This window comes from Chishuiella sp., from assembly GCF_032109125.1.
Taxonomy (GTDB): Bacteria; Bacteroidota; Bacteroidia; order Flavobacteriales; family Weeksellaceae; genus Empedobacter.
Window position 1 is genome coordinate 18,645 of sequence record NZ_DAMCLZ010000004.1, and the last position, 16,905, is coordinate 35,549.

Here is a 16,905-nt window from a genome sequence, read left to right on the forward strand (position 1 = left end):
AATACCTTCAAGCTTATTTTTTATGAATTGTAGCGATTATCTTTTAGCTCTTACTTCACTAACAGTTAATGCTTTTCTTCCTTTCTTTCTACGAGCAGCTAATACTTTGCGCCCGTTTTTAGAAGCCATACGCTCACGGAATCCGTGTTTGTTTCTTTTTTTTCTGTTACTTGGTTGAAATGTTCTCTTACTCATCTTTACTAAGTTTCTAATCCATTACTCGAATGGGTTGCAAATATACAGTTAATATTATTAATTCAAAAATCAAAATTGATAGAAAATTACAAAAAAAATGAATTAATAGTAAACCGCGTCCGTTCTACAATTTGTAATTTTCGAAGTGCAAATATAAAAACTTTTTTTTGTTAAACAAGACAAAACTAAAACAATAACATTAAAATTTATCAACATTTTTTATTTAGTAGGTATTAAATATAAAACATTTTGAAAATAGGTAGAAAATCATATTAAAACTTTCATAAAACATCAAATATCTTAGATTTATCCCTATTTTTTAAGGTTAAAATTTGTATATTAGCAACCTTATATATCAAAACAATATGACTGAAGGAGAAAGACTAATCCCAATTAACATTGAGGATGAAATGAAATCCGCTTACATTGATTATTCAATGTCGGTAATCGTATCTCGTGCGCTTCCGGATGTGCGTGATGGTTTAAAGCCTGTACACCGTAGAGTATTATTCGGAATGTATGAACTAGGTGTTTTTTCTAACCGCTCTTTTAAGAAATCTGCTCGTATCGTAGGAGAAGTATTAGGTAAATTCCATCCACATGGTGACAGTTCTGTTTATGACACAATGGTACGTATGGCTCAACCTTGGTCTTTACGTTACTTATTGGTTGATGGACAAGGTAATTATGGTTCTGTTGATGGAGATCCACCTGCTGCAATGCGTTACACTGAAGCTAGACTTCAAAAAATATCAGATGAATTATTAGCAGATTTAGACAAAGAAACAGTTGATTTTCAATTAAACTTTGATGATACTATACAAGAACCTACTGTCCTACCTACCCGTGTTCCTAATTTATTAGTAAATGGGGCTTCTGGTATTGCTGTTGGTATGGCTACAAATATGGCTCCTCACAATCTAACAGAAGTTATTGATGGTACTATTGCATTTATCAAAAATCGTGAAATCATGATTGATGAATTAATGCAACACATCAAAGCACCTGACTTCCCTACAGGAGGTACAATATATGGATATGACGGTGTAAAACAAGCTTTTGAAACTGGACGCGGACGTATTGTATTACGCGCAAAAACAAATTTCGAAGAAGTACACGGTCGTGATTGTATCATTGCTACGGAAATACCTTACCAAGTTAATAAAGCAGATATGATTGCAAAAACTGCTGAATTAGTAAAAGATGGTAAACTTGATGGAATTTCTGAAATTCGTGACGAATCTGATCGAAAAGGAATGCGCATCGTTTATGTTCTTAAAATGGATGCTGTTCCTAATGTTGTTCTAAATAAATTATTTAAATATACTCAATTACAATCTTCTTTTAGTGTAAATAACATTGCATTGGTAAATGGTAGACCAGAACAATTGAACCTAAAAGATATGATTCATCATTTTGTTGAACATCGTCATGAAGTTGTAGTTAGACGTACTGAATATGATTTAAGAAAAGCACAAGAAAGAGCTCATATCTTAGAAGGTTACATGAAAGTAATCGGAACACAAGACGATCTGGATCGTGCTATAAAAATAATTCGTGAATCTTCCACTCCTGAAGATGCTCGTTCAGGATTAATGACAGCTTTTGATTTATCAGAAATTCAAGCTCGTGCTATTCTAGAATTACGTTTACGTACATTAACAGGACTTGAGATAGATAAAATCCGTGAAGAATATGATGAAATCATGAAAATGATTAATCATTTAAAAGATATTCTAGCGAACGAAGAATTACGTATGCAAATTATTGTAGACGAATTATTAGAAGTTCGTAAAAAATATGGTGATGAACGTCGTTCGGATATCAATTACGCTGGCGGAGATTTAAACATAGAAGATTTAATTCCTGATGAGCAAGTTGTTCTTACAATTTCACACATGGGATACATCAAGCGTACACCACTTTCAGAATACCGCAAACAATCTCGTGGAGGAGTTGGTAATAGAGCTGCGACAACGAGAGATGAAGATTTCTTAGAATACATCGTTTCTGCATCTAATCATCAATACATGCTATTCTTTACAGAGAAAGGAAAATGTTATTGGATGAGAGTTTATGAAATCCCTGAAGGTTCTAAAACATCAAAAGGTCGTGCAATTCAGAATTTAATTAATATAGAATCGGATGATAAAGTAAAAGCTTACATCTTAACACACGATTTAATGAACGAGGAATACGTAAATAATAATTATGTAATCATGGTAACTAAAAAAGGTATCATTAAGAAAACTTCTTTAGAAGCTTACTCAAGACCTCGTTCAAATGGTATTAATGCAATTACTATTAAAGAAGACGATACATTATTAGAAGCTTTATTAACAAATGGTGAAGGTATAATAATGATTGGTTCTAAATATGGTAAAGCAATTCGTTTCTTAGATAATTCTATTCGTCCACTAGGAAGAAACTCTCAAGGTGTAAAAGCCATTAATATTACTGACCATGCTGACAACGAAGTTGTGGGTATGATTAATATTAATGATACTGAGACCGAAACTGTTTTAGTTGTTTCTGAACAAGGATACGGAAAACGTTCTTCTGCAGAAGATTATCGCGAAACTAAACGCGGTGGTAAAGGTGTTACAACTTTAAATATCACAGAAAAAACAGGAAAATTAATTGCTATAAAAGCTGTAACAGATGAAGATGATTTAATGATTATCAATAAGTCTGGTGTTGCAATCAGAACTGGTTTAGACGAAATCCGTGTGATGGGACGCGCTACACAAGGTGTACGATTAATTAACTTGAAGAAAAACGACGAAATTGCAGCTATAGCAAAAGTAGAAGTTGAAGAAGAATTAGAAGATGAGGTGGAAGTTGATGAAAATGGAAATCCTATCGTTGTAGAAAATTCAAATGAAAACACAGAAAATCAAGCAGAAGAAAATACTGCTGAGGATCCAAATAATGAATAATCCATGAAAAAATTATTATTTAGTTTAAGTTTAGTTTTAGCAATGTCAACATCATTTGCTCAAACAAATACAGAAGAATTAACAACTGACCCTGCTGTATTAGCTGAGAAATATAATAAATCAGCTAAAGAAAATTTAGCTAAAGGAGATATTTCTAAAGCGAGTCAAGATTTAGCAAAATTATCTAAATACGAAAATGGTAAAGTTTGGAAAGTACGTAATAAAGGTACAAAAACTGATGAGTTTTACTATACTCAAGCTGATTTAGACAAAGCAACTGCTAATGGTGATTATGCTAAAGCAAAAGAAGTAGCTTTACAAGCAAAATACGGTTTTTTATTACAATCTGAAGTTTCAAATACTGCAAATAAAGAACTTGAAGCTGCAAATAAAGCAATGGAAGCAAAACAGTATACTGATGCTGGAAATAAATTCTTAAATGTATATAATTTAGTTGATGCATTAGGAACAAAAGAAGATATCTACAAATATCAAGCTGCAATTTGTTTTTACAATGCTAATGAGTTTGATAAATCATTAGCTATTTTAAAAGAATTAGCTGCTAAAAATTTTACAGGAAAATCTGCTAATCAAACAAAAGATTACAATAGAGATTTATATGTTTTAGCTTTAAATGGTTTATATAATTCAAAAAAATATGATCCTATTGTAGAAGAAGCTACGGCTAAATATCCTAAAGATGCAGATATTAATACAATTGCAACTGGTATTTATCAAGTTTCAGGAAATAGTGATAAAATGCGTCAACGTATAGAAGAAGCTATAAAAATAAACCCTAATGATGGTCAAAACTATTACAATTTAGGTGTTTTATATTTAGATGATCCTACAAAAAATGAAGAGGCTAAAAATATGTTTAAAAAAGCAATTGAGCTTAATCCAAAACATGTTGAAGCATACAACAATTTAGTTTTAGTTATTTTACAACCAGACAAAGGAATTGTTGAAACAATGAATAATAATCTAGGAACTTCTAAAAAAGAAAAAGAAATTTACAATGCTAACGAAGCAAAACGTAAAGCAATTTTTACAGAAGCAATTCCATATTTAGAAAAAATATACGAATTAGATCCTACAAACAGAGTTATCATCCGTAACTTAATTCAAGCTAATAAAACTATTGGTGATGATAAAAAAGAAACTTTTTATCGTGATGCTGAAAAAAAATTAGTTAAATAATAAAAAATAACATCTATAAAAAATAGCCTTTTACGAAATTTGTAAAAGGCTATTTTTAGTATTTATATAATCTAAATATTATTTTTAATCTAGAATTTGTAATATTAATTGAAGCGGCATCCTTTTTTTGATTGGATACATTTCGACATTCGACCAATCATCAATAAAAAAGATTTTGAACAGAAAAATACACCTCAAAGAGTTTAACCAAATAATATATTAGTGATAAAATTATATTATCTATCATAATATTAGTATTTTAGTAAATATCAAACAATTAAAAATGTTTTAATGAAACATCTATTATATCTATTATTAGTATCACAATTTGTTTTATTCTCTTGTGAAAAAAACGAGAATAAAGCAAGTAATCTAGTTTTTGAAAAAGGCAATAAAGTAGGTAATGATAAATTCACAGGAACAGTACACCAAGCTATTTTAGGAAAAATTGGAACGCAAACAAGTAATGTTACTTTTGAACCAAAGAGTAGAACCAATTGGCATTCACATCCTGGTGGGCAAACATTATTGGTTACTGATGGTATAGGCTATCATCAAATAGAAGGAAAACCTGTAGAAATTATCAGAAAAGGAGATGTAATAAATGTTGATAAAAATGTGAAACATTGGCATGGTGGAAGTATTGATTATGGGATGACACATATTGCAATAAGTATTGATCATGAGGAATATCCGTCGGAGTGGTTCCAACCAGTAAGTGAAGATGAATACAATAGCTATATAAAAAGTGAATCATAAAAAAAGTGTCATTATTAAATAATGACACTTTTTTGTTTATAGAACTAAAAATTCCAATTTTTTAAATCTCCAATAAAATGATGAGCAGTTAAATCATATCGAACAGGAACAACAGATATATAACCTTCTTCTAAAGCTTTTTCATCTGTATCATCACCTTTATCAAGGTTTTTAAATTCCCCACTCATCCAATAATATGTTCTACCACGAGGATCTTCTCTTTTATCAAATTTTTCTTCCCATTTTGCATCAGCTTGTCTACAAACTTTTATTCCTTTAATTTGATCTTCATCAAGTTTTGGAATATTTACGTTTAACACAATTCCTTTTGGTAATTTATTTTCTAAAACTTGGGAAATAATAATTTTTATAAATTTTTCTGCAGCTTTAAAATTTGCATTATAAGAAAAATCTGAAAGAGAAAAACCTATCGCAGGAATACCTTCTATACCTGCTTCTACAGCAGCAGACATTGTTCCTGAATAAATTACATTTACAGAAGAGTTCGAACCATGATTAATACCTGATATACATAGATCTGGTTTTCGAGGTAAAATTTGTGAAACAGCTAATTTAACACAATCAACTGGAGTTCCAGAACATGAATATTCTTTAATTCCTTCATTCACTTCTATTTCATCACAAAACAAAGTTGAGTTTATTGTTACTGCATGTCCCATTCCACTTTGTGGACTATCTGGAGCAACCACATAAACGTCTCCAAATTCTTTTGCTATATCTATCAAAGCTCTAATTCCTGGAGCAGTAACTCCATCATCATTTGTTACTAAAATTAGCGGTCTTTCCATATTTTATTATTACTTTTATTATTCGTTTTTACAAATGTAAAAAAACTCCTTCTAATTTCTTTTTTGTTTTATATTTGAGGGAAACTTAAATTATTAATTTAATAAATAATACAATCCAGTATGTTAATAAAAAAAACGTATGTTTTATTATCTTTTTTATCTATGAGTTTACTAGCATTTTGCTTTTGTAAACCAATGTTAGATGGTAACGATGATAAAGAAAAATTAATCGTTAAAAATACACGAAATACATTAACCTATTTACATTATAAACCTGCTGTAATAGATGATAAATTCTCTGAAGAAGTATTCAATAGATATATAGAGTACATAGATCCTAGCAAACGTTTTTTATTACAATCTGATTATGATTTGTTTAAAAAAGATTACCATAATTTGGGTAATTTTTATAAAAATGAAGATTTAAAGTTTTATAATTCTACTGTAGATACAGTTTACAAAAGAATAAACGAAGCTGAAAAATATGCAATGGAAGCTTTATCAAAGCCGTTTGATTTTAATAAAAAAGAAAATTTAAACATTGATTATAAAACTTCTAAATATGCTACTAGCAAAGCTGATGCAGAGCAATTATGGAGAAAATATTTGAAATATAATGTTTTATTAGAAATTGTTTCTATGCAAGATGAATTGAAAGGTGAGAAAAAAGATACACTTAATAAAAGTGAATTGAAAGATCCTTTAGAAGATAAAGACAAAAAGAAAATAACTAAAGATACTCCGTTCCCTGAAGTAGAAAAAATTGCTCGTGAGGAAGTAAAAGATTTAATTTCTGATTATTTCAGAAGAATTAAACAAACAAAAAGAGAAAGTTATTTTTCTATTTACATGAATTCTTTTACAGAACAATATGATCCTCATACTTCTTATTTTTCTCCAACAAGTAAAGAAGACTTCGATTTTGAAATTTCTGGACAAATGGAAGGTATTGGAGCTAAATTACAAGATAAAAAAGGATATCCTACAATCGCAGAATTAGTAATTGGAGGTCCTGCTTGGAAAGATGGTAAATTAGAAGTTGGTGACAAAATTATAAAAGTTGCACAAGGAAAGAATGGAGAAGCTAAAAATATCGTAGGAATGATATTGAGTGATGCTATCCGTTTAATTCGTGGAAAAAAAGGAACTGAGGTTGTTTTAACTGTTCAGAAAAAAGATGGATCTCAACAAACGATTTCTTTAATTCGTGCAGTAATAGAATCTGAAGAAGTTTTTGCTCGTTCTTCTGTAATTACAGATGATAAAGGAAATAAATATGGTATTATTTATTTACCTGAATTCTATACACCTATGGGGAAAGATGAAGGAAGATATCCTTCTGAAGATATTAAAAAAGAAATTGAAGTATTAAAGAAAGAAAATATTAAAGGGCTTGTATTTGATGTTCGTAACAATGGTGGTGGATCATTAGAAGAAGTTATTAAAATTTCTGGGTTATTCATTGATAAAGGTCCCGTAGTTCAAGTAAGACGAAGTGACGGAATGTTAAAAATACACGAAGACAAAGATGCAGATTTAGCTTATGATGGACCTATGGTTGTTATGGTAAATGAACTTTCTGCTTCTGCTTCAGAAATTTTTGCAGCTGCAATGCAAGATTATGGTCGCGCTGTAATTGTTGGTTCTCCTCAAACATTTGGAAAAGGAACTGTACAAACAATTTTACCTTTAGATAGACAAACAGGAAGCGATGAATATGGAGCAATAAAATTAACAATCCAAAAATTTTATCGTGTAAACGGAGGTTCTACTCAATTAAAAGGTGTTCAGTCTGATATTTCTATGGTTGACCAATATACATACGAAGATATTAATGAAGGTTCTCGTCCGCAAGCTTTAAATTGGGATCAAATTAAACCATTAGTTATTGCTAAATGGCCTAATGCTTTTGATTTAAATAAAATTAAAGCAAATAGTAAAGCTCGTTTACAAAACAATGCTCAGCTTAAACTAATGGATGAAAGTTTTAAATACATTAAATCTTTAGAGGATACAAAAGAAATTCCTTTAAATTTAGAAGATTATAAAGCTTACCGTAAAACAAGAGAGGATAAAATCAAAAAATTTGATGCTATTAGCAAATACAAAAACAGTTTAAAATTCTCTATGAATCAAAATGATCTTAATGCAATCAAAAATGATACTGTTTTGAAAGCAAAAAGAGATAATTGGTTAAAAGGATTACAAAAAGATTTTTATTTGAATGAAGCTGTAAATGTTTTAAGAGATATAAAATAATGGAACAAGATAACGGTTCATTTTATCAAATTATATTTAAAAAATTAAGAAAGAACACCCTTGGTGTTCTTTCTTTTAGTGTAATAGTATTAGCTGCTATTATATCTATTTTTTCTTATCTTTTTGCAACAGATAAGACTGAAGATGCAAATAGACAAGATTTAACAATAGCTTATGCTCCTATAGGTTATAAACAACTTACAATCGAAATTCCATTACCAAACTATTCTGATAAAATTAATTTTTCTGATTACTTATTCGGAGAAAAGATCAATTCAGAACAAATTAGTATCTCATCCTATAAAACTGAAGGTGATTTTATAATTTACACACCATATTTAGGAGATGGAATTAGTGGAGAACCTATTACAATAAACTCTTCTGCTTGGACTAAATATGGGATAAAGAAAGATGAAATTGAAAAGAAATTTATATTTACTAAAACATACCTTTTAGGTACAGATTCTTATGGTAGAGATTTCTATTCTCGATTGATTATTGGAACTAGAATTTCTTTTTTAATTGGTTTTATTGCTGTTTTTATTTCATTACTTGTTGGCATTACCTTAGGCGCTTTGGCTGGTTATTACAAAGGAAAGACAGATAATTTTATTATGTGGATAATTAATGTTGTATGGTCAATTCCTACATTATTATTAGTTATTGCAATTACATTAGCGATTGGAAAAGGATTTTGGCAAATTTTTATTGCAGTTGGTCTTACAATGTGGGTAGAAGTTGCCAGAGTAGTTCGTGGCCAATTTTTATCTTACAGAGAAAAAGAATTTGTTGAAGCAGCAAAAGCTCTTGGTTTTTCTGATGCCAGAATTATATTCAATCAAATATTACCAAATGTTGTTGCTCCTATTATAGTAATATCTGCTGCAAACTTTGCTTCTGCAATATTAATAGAAAGTGGATTAAGTTTTCTTGGAATCGGAGCTCAGCCTCCTACTCCATCATGGGGTAATATTATAAAAGAACATTACAATCACATCATATTAGGTAAACAACATCTAGCAATTTTACCAGGATTAGCAATTATGCTACTAGTTCTTGGATTTAATATTTTCGGAAATGTTTTAAGAGATATCATGGATATAAAAAATTAAGATTATTAAATTATTAGGGCAATCACTTCGTGTCTGTCGTGCTTTTGTTACAATCTTTTTAGATTGATCATTGATAAATGTTGAAAATTCGTACAATCTAAAAAGGATTTCCACTACAATCGCTATTGCAAAAAATTATTAAAATAATATATATAAAAAAAAACCTGAATCTCACGATTCAGGTTTTTTTTTATATATATTATTTATGATGAGGTTTTAAAGAATCTATTGACGGTACTTTTAAAGGATAAGTTCCTGTAAGACCAGCTAATTTAAAGGATGTATAAATTACCTTATTTTGTTTATTTCCTAATGCAATTACTGTAAATTGATTATTTACATCGTGTACAAAAACTGTATTATTACCATGCCACCAACCATTATGATATAATAGTTTTTTACCATCTTCATACTCTAACATACGCATTCCAAGTCCATAATTTTTATATCCCTTTTGTTCATAACTATAACCTGTAAAAATTTCATCTTTTATTTTCTTTGGTAAAAAATCATCAGAATACATAGCTATATCTAATTTAAACAAATCTCTTGGAGTTGAATAAATATTTTTATCTCCATAAGTTCTATCAAAATCATCCCAAGCCCATTCATATCCATTATATTTGTATGATTTAGCTATAGAATCTTTATCTTTATCATAATCAAAAACAAATGTATTTTTCATCTCAAGAGGATCAAAAATCATATACTTCATTGCTTTTCCATATGGCATTTTCATTACTTTCTCTATAATTAAAGCTAGAAAAGCAAAATTTGTATTTGAATAATAAAAACCTTTATCTGCAGGACGAATTTGTTTTACTTTATATTCTCTAAAAACATCTAAAACACCTTGATTAGAAATTGGTTTTTCTCCATTAAGCATTACTTTTTTATTATTCCATAAAACGTTTGCATAATTAGGTAAACCACTTCTATGACTCAACAAATTTCTTACAGTAATATCATCATAAGGAAAACCTTCTAAAATTGTATTTACTTTTTGATCTAAATTTATTTTATTTCTTTCTATTAATTTCATAATAGCCATAGAAGTAAAAACCTTAGATATAGATGCTATATGTAAAGGAGTATTTTGATCTATTTCTCTTTTGTGGCTTGCATCAGCCATCCCTTGATATTTTTCAAAAATTATTTTTCCATTCTTTGCAACCAAGAAACCTCCACTTACTTTTCCTTTTACCCAAAAATCATCATAAAACTTTGATACACCTTCTTTGTAATGATTAATTTCTTGAGCAGATGACTTCATTGGTTTAAATTCTGCATTCCAATCAAGTGAATCATATCGTAAAGCATTAGGATCTTTTTTTCTTGTTTTCTCTTTGGCTTTTGTTTCGTTTTTCTTACTACAACTACCTAAAACAAGTAAAGTAGAAGTAAGAATAACTGCTAAATATTTCATTTATTAGTTAGTCTTTTTTTATTGTTGGACTAAAATAGATATTTATTTAAAAAAATGATTTAAACATTCTTTAATATTATGTTTTTTTTATGATTTATCTGAAAGTTGAGATTTAAATTCTCCTAAAATAACACTTGTGGCAACAGCAACATTTAAACTTTCAGTTGCCCCATTTTTACCAAAAAAGGGAATACTCAATTTATTTGTTGTCAATTTTTCTATTCCAATAGAGATTCCATTAGCTTCGTTTCCCATAACAAGAATTCCTTCTTGTGGTAATTTATTTTCATAAATTGATTGACCTTCCATGAAGGTTCCAAAAATATTTCCTTCATAATTTTTTAAAAAAGATTCTAAATCTACATAATGAATTTTCACACGAGAAAATGACCCCATGGTAGACATGATCACTTTAGGATTATATATATCTACAGATTCTTTTGTACATAATATATTTTCTACCCCAAACCAATCAGCCAATCGTATAATAGTTCCTAAATTACCAGGATCTCTAATATCATCAAGAGCTATCGTTAATCCTTTCAAATTTATTTCTTCCTTATTTTTAGGTAATTCACAAAGAGCTAAACCTACATTAGGAGTAGATAAATAGCTGATTTTCTTTAAATCTTTATCATCTATAAAAGTTTTTTTTAAACCTTTTTCATTTGGCCATAAATCTTCTGTAAGAAATAATTCTTTAATATTTATAGAACTTTTTATAACTTCCCCAATATTTTTAACACCTTCTACGACAAACAAATCATATTTTTGTCTATATTTTTTAGAACCGAGAGATGTTATTATTTTAATAACATTATTTGATAACATATTTTATGCAAAAAAGAATAACAACAAATATAACAATTATCTCTTGTTTAGGCTTACTTTTTTATAGCTGTAGTACAACCAAAAAAGTTCCTAAAGGAGAATACTCCTTTACGGGAAATAAATTTATTTATGATAAAGAGGAAACAGATATAAAGAAAAAAATTAAAATTATTGATAAAGACTTAAGTGATTATGTAAGACAAAAACCAGCTGGAAAATTTTTAGGTTTTTTCCCATTATGGCAATGGGTCTACAACTTATCTCCAGAAAAATTTGACACTACATTTCAAGAATACTATCGTATTGATGCTTCTCAACGTAATCAAAAACTATTAGATAGTTTATTAACAAAAAATAAATTAGATCAATATGTTGGTAAAAGTTTATGGTTACAAAGATTTTATTACAACCAAGGAGAAGCTCCTGTATTATTAGATGAAAAACAATCAGAATTTTCTGCTAAGAATTTAAATAGATTGTTTCATGATAAGGGATATTTTGATTCTAAAGTTAATGTTTCTTATAAAAAAGATTCTATTTCAAAAAAAGCTGAAACTCTGTACAATATAAAACTTGGGGATCCATCTTACATAGAAAATTTTACACAAAATATATCTGATGCGAAAATTGAAGAATATTTAAATTCTCCAATGGTTAATCAACCTTTAATTCATTCTGGTGATCAATATACTTTTGGAAAATTTGAAGAAGAACGAGATAGAGTTGTTGATGTTTTAAAAAATAGAGGATATTATGATTTTAATGATTCTGGAGAGGATTTATATTTTGAAGCTGATACAACTAAAAGTGATAAACGTTTAGATATTACAATGTTCATTGATAAATATATTCAAGACAGTATAAAAAAAGATAGCGTTGTTCCTTTTACTCAATACCGATTTGGTAAAATAAATATTTATGCTGATTCTAGAGGTCAAGCAGATGATGAAACTAAATTAATAAAAGAAGAATATGATGATTATAATATATTCTTTACAGAAAAACCTAAATACAAACCAAGATATTTTACAGATGCTTTCGTTATAAGACCTGGAGGTTTATACCGTCAAAGACAAGAAATACAAACAAAAAGAAATATTTTCAAAAAAGATAATATTAATTTACATAGTTTCAAAATTACAAAACAAGATTCTATTTTAAATGTTGATGTATTTTTTACTCAAAAAAAGAAATATGATTTAAATTTATTTGTTGAAAGTTATGCTTCACGCTACATGAACTTTGCGATATCTCCTGGGGTTACATTAACTTCTAGAAATTTATTTAAAGGAGGTGAAAATCTTGAAACAACATTAAAATCAACATTAGGTTCTGTAAATAAAGATTTTTCTTTAAATAGTTATTTTTTAAATGCTTATGAAATTTCGTTAGAAACAAAATTAAAATTTCCATACTTATTAACACCAATAAACTTAGATAGAATTTTACCTAAGCGTTTTTCTGCCGAATCTGCAATTCGTACAAATATAAGTACTCAAAAAAATGTAGGTTTAGATAAAACAACTTATGGCTTTGGTTTTGATATGGATATTTCCAGTGCAGAATTTCAACATAAAGTTTCCCTTTTTAATACAGAGTTTATAAATAATGGAAAAAGAGATCGTTATTATGATATTTTCACAAAAGATAATCAAACAAAAAATTTAGTTAAAGATTTATATTATCAATTTGATCCTAATGCACCTCATTATGCAACAGATGATGAATTAACAGATGCTATTATAGCAAACAAATTATTTCAAAATTCACTTAGTGGTGAAAATGCAAAATTATTTGTAGATTTTGAAAATATGCTTTATAGAAAAGCCAATATATCTCAAAATGTTGTAATCAATTCATTTATATACCAATTTACATATAATCAAGAAAATTCTTTCAGACCAAAAAACAACCCTTGGTTTGTACAAACAAGAATTGAGTTAGCTGGTAATTTATTACATGCTTTAGATAAAGCTTTTGGATTTGCTCATTCTGAAGATGCTAGCGGGAAAAAAGTTGGAAATATTTTTGGAATTCCTTATTCTCAATTTGTTAAAATTGACTTAGATGTAAGAAGAAAATTCAAAATAGATTCTCATTCTAGTTTTGCAGCAAGATTTTTATTTGGTATTGTACAACCTTATGGTAATTCTGATGTTGCTCCTTTTGTCCGTAGTTACTCTGCCGGAGGTGCCAATGATGTTCGTGGTTGGGCTCCACTAACTTTAGGACCAGGAAGTAAACCTCGTATAAATTCAAACACGCAAAGTTTAGAATTTGATAATCTTAAATTACTTTTCAATACAGAATATCGTTTTAATATGTTTGGTAGTTTAGAAGGTGCTTATTTTATTGATGCGGGAAATATATGGGGAACAGATCCTAAAAGACAAGAAACATTATTTAAATTCAAAAAGTTTTATAAAGAATTTGGTATAGGTTCTGGTGTAGGTTTTAGATATCACATAGGAACATTTGCAATTGTACGCTTTGACTTTGGTTATAAGATATATGACCCTTCATATGAAGAAGGAAAGCGTTGGCAATTTGATAACTTCAATATTCTGAAACCAAGATTACATTTCGGAATTAACTATCCATTCTAAAAAAAGAAGTATATTTGTTTTTACAAAATTCTAAGATAATGAGCAGAAAATTTCCAGCCGGTGTTGCTACCGGTTCATTAGTTCAAGAAATTATTAATGATGCAAAAGCAAATCATTACGCATTACCAGCGTGTAATGTTATAGGGTCTGACACAATAAATGCAGCAATGGAAGCTGCTGTGGAAGTAAATTCTCCAGTTATTATTCAATTTTCTAATGGAGGTGCTGCTTTTAATGCTGGTAAAAGTTTAAAAGGTGAAAATCAATTAGCTCAAATAAAAGGAGCTATAGCTGGTGCAAAACATATTCATACATTAGCAGAATCTTATGGTGCTACTGTAATTTTACACACAGACCACTGTGCTAAAAAATTATTACCTTGGATAGATGGTATTATGGATGCGAATGAAGAGCATTTCAATAAATTTGGAAAAACTTTATTTAGTTCTCATATGTTAGATTTATCTGAAGAACCATTAGAAGAAAATGTTGAAACTTGTAAAAGATATTTAGAAAGAATGTCTAAAGTAGGAATGACATTAGAAATGGAATTAGGTATCACAGGTGGTGAAGAAGATGGTGTAGATAATACAGATGTAGACAATTCTTTATTATATACACAACCTGAAGAAGTTGCATATGTATACGAGAACTTAAAATCTATTTCTGATAATTTTTGGATTGCAGCAGCATTTGGTAATGTACATGGAGTATACAAACCAGGAAATGTAAAATTAACTCCAAAAATTTTAGATAATTCTCAAAAATACATCAATGAAAAATATGGAGTAGACAATGCTGTAAACTTCGTTTTCCATGGTGGTTCTGGTTCTACATTAGAAGAGATTAGAGAAGCTATTAATTATGGTGTTATTAAAATGAATATCGATACTGACTTACAGTATGCATTTATGGAAGGTATTCGTAAATATTTTGATCAAAATGCAGCTTATTTACAAGGTCAAATCGGTAATCCAGAAGGTCCAGAATCTCCAAACAAAAAATACTACGATCCTCGTGTATGGTTAAGAGCAGGAGAAGTTTCTTTCAAAGAAAGATTAATTCAATCTTTCCACGATTTAAATAATGTAAATACTTTAGGATAATTACAATTTATCCTTTTTAAATAAAAATAGAGAATATGCCTTGGTTTATTAGAAGCAAGAAAAATATTACAACACCTACAGAGTCTAAAAAGGACGTAAAAAAAGGTTTGTGGTACAAAACACCATCAGGTAAAATTATTGAAACTGAAGAGCTAAAAGCAAATATGTATGTAAGTCCAGAGGATGATCATCATGTGCAAATTGGTTCTCAAGAATATTTCGAAATCTTATTTGATGAAGGTAAATACAAAGAGCTAGATGCCAAAGTTGAAAGTAAGGATCCTTTAAATTGGAAAGATACTAAACCTTATAAAGATCGTTTAAAAGAAATTAAAAAGAAAACAGGTCTTACAGATTCTGTTCGTAATGCGACTGGAAAAATACACGGTAGAGACATTACTATTTCTTGTATGGATTTTAAATTTATCGGAGGTTCGTTAGGATCTGTAATGGGAGAAAAAATTGCTCGTGCAATAGATTATTCTATCAAACATAAAACACCATTTGTTATTATTTCTCAGTCTGGTGGTGCTCGTATGATGGAAGCTGCTATTTCATTAATGCAGTTAGCAAAAGTTGAAGCTAAATTAGTTCAACTAGCAGAACATCACATTCCATATATTACTATTCTTACTAATCCATCTTTTGGAGGTATTACTGCTTCTTTTGGATCTATAGGAGATGTAATCATGGCAGAACCAGGTGCATTAATTGGGTTTGCTGGTCCTCGTGTAATCAAAGAAACTATTGGTAGAGATTTACCAGAAGGATTCCAAACTTCTGAATTTTTATTAGAAAAAGGATTCGTTGATATGATTGTTCATCGTAAAAAAATGAAAGATAAAATTAAAGATGTGGCAGATATGTTGATGCCTATCAATTAATTATAATGAGTGCAAATATATAAGTGAAATTTCTTTCAAAAATAATTTGGAATATTCGAATTTGATTTTATATATTTGCACTCCAATCGCGAGAATAGCTCAGCTGGTAGAGCACGACCTTGCCAAGGTCGGGGTCGCGGGTTCGAGTCCCGTTTCTCGCTCTTTGAAATATAAATTCAAAAATCAAATTTTGCCTTGGTGGTGGAATTGGTAGACACGCAGGACTTAAAATCCTGTGTCCATTAGGACGTGCGGGTTCAAGTCCCGCCTGAGGTACTTTTTAATTTGATTTTTACAATTTTTACGCGGGAATAGCTCAATTGGTAGAGCGTCAGCCTTCCAAGCTGAATGTTGCGAGTTCGAGTCTCGTTTCCCGCTCACAAAAAAGCCGAAGAAAATTTTCTTCGGCTTTTTTTATTTTAACTCTTGTTCGGCTAATATTTTTTTATATTTTTTCCCCTCTATAAATTTTTTCTCAGCCCAAATTGTTCCACCTGGAATAACTCCAGCAAAAAAGAAAATTAAAAAAATTGTCATACTCCAATTATATTTCTCTTTTACCAAATAAAGTATTATTACATATAAAACGAATAAACCTCCATGTATTCTACCTGCATAAGGAATCCAAGATGGATCATTAAAAATATATTTTAAAGGCATTGCTATAAAAAACAAAATAATTGCAGATACAGCTTCTAAATAACCAATAATCTTAAAAAATTTCAACATTTCTTTTAAATTTGAAACAAAAATAATTTTTAAATATTAGACTTCAACTA

13 protein-coding genes and 3 tRNA genes are annotated in these 16,905 nt (G+C 29.2%); 11 read left to right on the forward strand and 5 right to left on the reverse strand.

The window, feature by feature from the left end; all coding sequences use genetic code 11:
- Nucleotides 1-36: 36 nt before the first annotated feature.
- Entirely contained in the window at nt 37-195 is a 159-nt protein-coding gene (rpmH, locus tag RT575_RS05975; RefSeq protein ID WP_019974979.1) for a 50S ribosomal protein L34, read from the reverse strand.
- A gap of 365 nt (nt 196-560) precedes the next feature.
- Here rpmH and gyrA point away from each other — a divergent pair, with 365 nt between their 5' ends.
- The 3 genes from gyrA to RT575_RS05990 all read left to right on the forward strand — a co-directional run bounded on the left by gyrA (nt 561) and on the right by RT575_RS05990 (nt 5,093).
- On the forward strand, nt 561-3,134 hold the full coding sequence (gyrA, locus tag RT575_RS05980) for a DNA gyrase subunit A (protein ID WP_313383950.1): 2,574 nt from the start codon (nt 561-563) through the stop codon (nt 3,132-3,134).
- A 3-nt stretch (nt 3,135-3,137) separates the two neighbouring features.
- On the forward strand, nt 3,138-4,334 hold the full coding sequence (locus tag RT575_RS05985; RefSeq protein WP_313383949.1) for a hypothetical protein: 1,197 nt from the start codon (nt 3,138-3,140) through the stop codon (nt 4,332-4,334).
- Nucleotides 4,335-4,625: 291 nt separating this feature from the next.
- Nucleotides 4,626-5,093 carry a cupin domain-containing protein gene (locus RT575_RS05990; RefSeq protein ID WP_313579540.1) on the forward strand — a complete coding sequence of 156 codons (468 nt, stop codon included), beginning with the start codon at nt 4,626-4,628 and terminating at the stop codon, nt 5,091-5,093.
- 44 nt (nt 5,094-5,137) lie between these two features.
- Here RT575_RS05990 and surE read toward each other — a convergent pair whose 3' ends face one another.
- Nucleotides 5,138-5,902, reverse strand: coding sequence for a 5'/3'-nucleotidase SurE (surE, locus tag RT575_RS05995; protein ID WP_313383946.1), 765 nt, complete (start codon nt 5,900-5,902; stop codon nt 5,138-5,140).
- Nucleotides 5,903-6,022: 120 nt separating this feature from the next.
- Here surE and RT575_RS06000 point away from each other — a divergent pair, with 120 nt between their 5' ends.
- Together RT575_RS06000 and RT575_RS06005 are read left to right on the forward strand one after the other, a co-directional pair.
- On the forward strand, nt 6,023-8,161 hold the full coding sequence (locus RT575_RS06000; RefSeq protein WP_313579542.1) for a carboxy terminal-processing peptidase: 2,139 nt from the start codon (nt 6,023-6,025) through the stop codon (nt 8,159-8,161).
- The gene (locus RT575_RS06005; RefSeq protein ID WP_313579544.1) at nt 8,161-9,273 is read left to right on the forward strand and encodes an ABC transporter permease; all 1,113 of its coding nucleotides are present in this window, start codon (nt 8,161-8,163) and stop codon (nt 9,271-9,273) included. The genes RT575_RS06000 and RT575_RS06005 overlap by 1 nt, the downstream gene beginning before the upstream one ends.
- A 199-nt stretch (nt 9,274-9,472) precedes the next feature.
- Here the strand turns inward: RT575_RS06005 and RT575_RS06010 are convergent, their stop codons facing one another.
- Nucleotides 9,473-10,699, reverse strand: a complete 1,227-nt coding sequence (locus tag RT575_RS06010; protein WP_313579546.1) for a serine hydrolase domain-containing protein — start codon at nt 10,697-10,699, stop codon at nt 9,473-9,475.
- 87 nt (nt 10,700-10,786) lie between these two features.
- On the reverse strand, nt 10,787-11,530 hold the full coding sequence (locus RT575_RS06015; protein WP_313383938.1) for an RNA methyltransferase: 744 nt from the start codon (nt 11,528-11,530) through the stop codon (nt 10,787-10,789).
- A 5-nt stretch (nt 11,531-11,535) separates the two neighbouring features.
- Between RT575_RS06015 and RT575_RS06020 the strand changes: the two genes are divergently transcribed.
- The 6 genes from RT575_RS06020 (at nt 11,536) to RT575_RS06045 (ending at nt 16,504) form a co-directional block, all read left to right on the forward strand.
- Nucleotides 11,536-14,136 (forward strand): BamA/TamA family outer membrane protein, encoded by a 2,601-nt coding sequence (locus tag RT575_RS06020; RefSeq protein ID WP_313579548.1) that lies wholly within the window; start codon nt 11,536-11,538, stop codon nt 14,134-14,136.
- A 38-nt stretch (nt 14,137-14,174) separates the two neighbouring features.
- Nucleotides 14,175-15,242: a class II fructose-bisphosphate aldolase gene (gene fbaA, locus RT575_RS06025; protein ID WP_313383934.1), complete on the forward strand. Its 1,068-nt coding sequence runs from the start codon at nt 14,175-14,177 to the stop codon at nt 15,240-15,242.
- 35 nt (nt 15,243-15,277) lie between these two features.
- On the forward strand, nt 15,278-16,126 hold the full coding sequence (gene accD / locus RT575_RS06030; RefSeq protein ID WP_313383933.1) for an acetyl-CoA carboxylase, carboxyltransferase subunit beta: 849 nt from the start codon (nt 15,278-15,280) through the stop codon (nt 16,124-16,126).
- A gap of 88 nt (nt 16,127-16,214) precedes the next feature.
- Nucleotides 16,215-16,287 (forward strand) — tRNA-Gly (locus RT575_RS06035).
- Nucleotides 16,288-16,318: 31 nt separating this feature from the next.
- Nucleotides 16,319-16,402 (forward strand) — tRNA-Leu (locus RT575_RS06040).
- Nucleotides 16,403-16,431: 29 nt separating this feature from the next.
- Nucleotides 16,432-16,504: transfer RNA gene (locus RT575_RS06045), tRNA-Gly, on the forward strand.
- 36 nt (nt 16,505-16,540) lie between these two features.
- On the opposite strand, the gene RT575_RS06050 is transcribed toward RT575_RS06045, so the two are convergent.
- Nucleotides 16,541-16,855, reverse strand: a complete 315-nt coding sequence (locus tag RT575_RS06050) for a DUF3817 domain-containing protein (RefSeq protein WP_313383931.1) — start codon at nt 16,853-16,855, stop codon at nt 16,541-16,543.
- Nucleotides 16,856-16,905 lie beyond the last annotated feature (50 nt).

Coding starts and splice junctions, on each gene's coding strand:
- RT575_RS06015 (WP_313383938.1), bottom strand. CDS start 11,530: ATGTTATCAAATAATGTTATTAAAATAATAACATCTCTCGGTTCTAAA.
- RT575_RS06000 (WP_313579542.1), top strand. CDS start 6,023: ATGTTAATAAAAAAAACGTATGTTTTATTATCTTTTTTATCTATGAGT.
- RT575_RS06050 (WP_313383931.1), bottom strand. CDS start 16,855: ATGTTGAAATTTTTTAAGATTATTGGTTATTTAGAAGCTGTATCTGCA.
- fbaA (WP_313383934.1), top strand. CDS start 14,175: ATGAGCAGAAAATTTCCAGCCGGTGTTGCTACCGGTTCATTAGTTCAA.
- accD (WP_313383933.1), top strand. CDS start 15,278: ATGCCTTGGTTTATTAGAAGCAAGAAAAATATTACAACACCTACAGAG.
- RT575_RS06020 (WP_313579548.1), top strand. CDS start 11,536: ATGCAAAAAAGAATAACAACAAATATAACAATTATCTCTTGTTTAGGC.
- rpmH (WP_019974979.1), bottom strand. CDS start 195: ATGAGTAAGAGAACATTTCAACCAAGTAACAGAAAAAAAAGAAACAAA.
- gyrA (WP_313383950.1), top strand. CDS start 561: ATGACTGAAGGAGAAAGACTAATCCCAATTAACATTGAGGATGAAATG.
- RT575_RS05990 (WP_313579540.1), top strand. CDS start 4,626: ATGAAACATCTATTATATCTATTATTAGTATCACAATTTGTTTTATTC.
- RT575_RS06010 (WP_313579546.1), bottom strand. CDS start 10,699: ATGAAATATTTAGCAGTTATTCTTACTTCTACTTTACTTGTTTTAGGT.
- RT575_RS06005 (WP_313579544.1), top strand. CDS start 8,161: ATGGAACAAGATAACGGTTCATTTTATCAAATTATATTTAAAAAATTA.
- RT575_RS05985 (WP_313383949.1), top strand. CDS start 3,138: ATGAAAAAATTATTATTTAGTTTAAGTTTAGTTTTAGCAATGTCAACA.
- surE (WP_313383946.1), bottom strand. CDS start 5,902: ATGGAAAGACCGCTAATTTTAGTAACAAATGATGATGGAGTTACTGCT.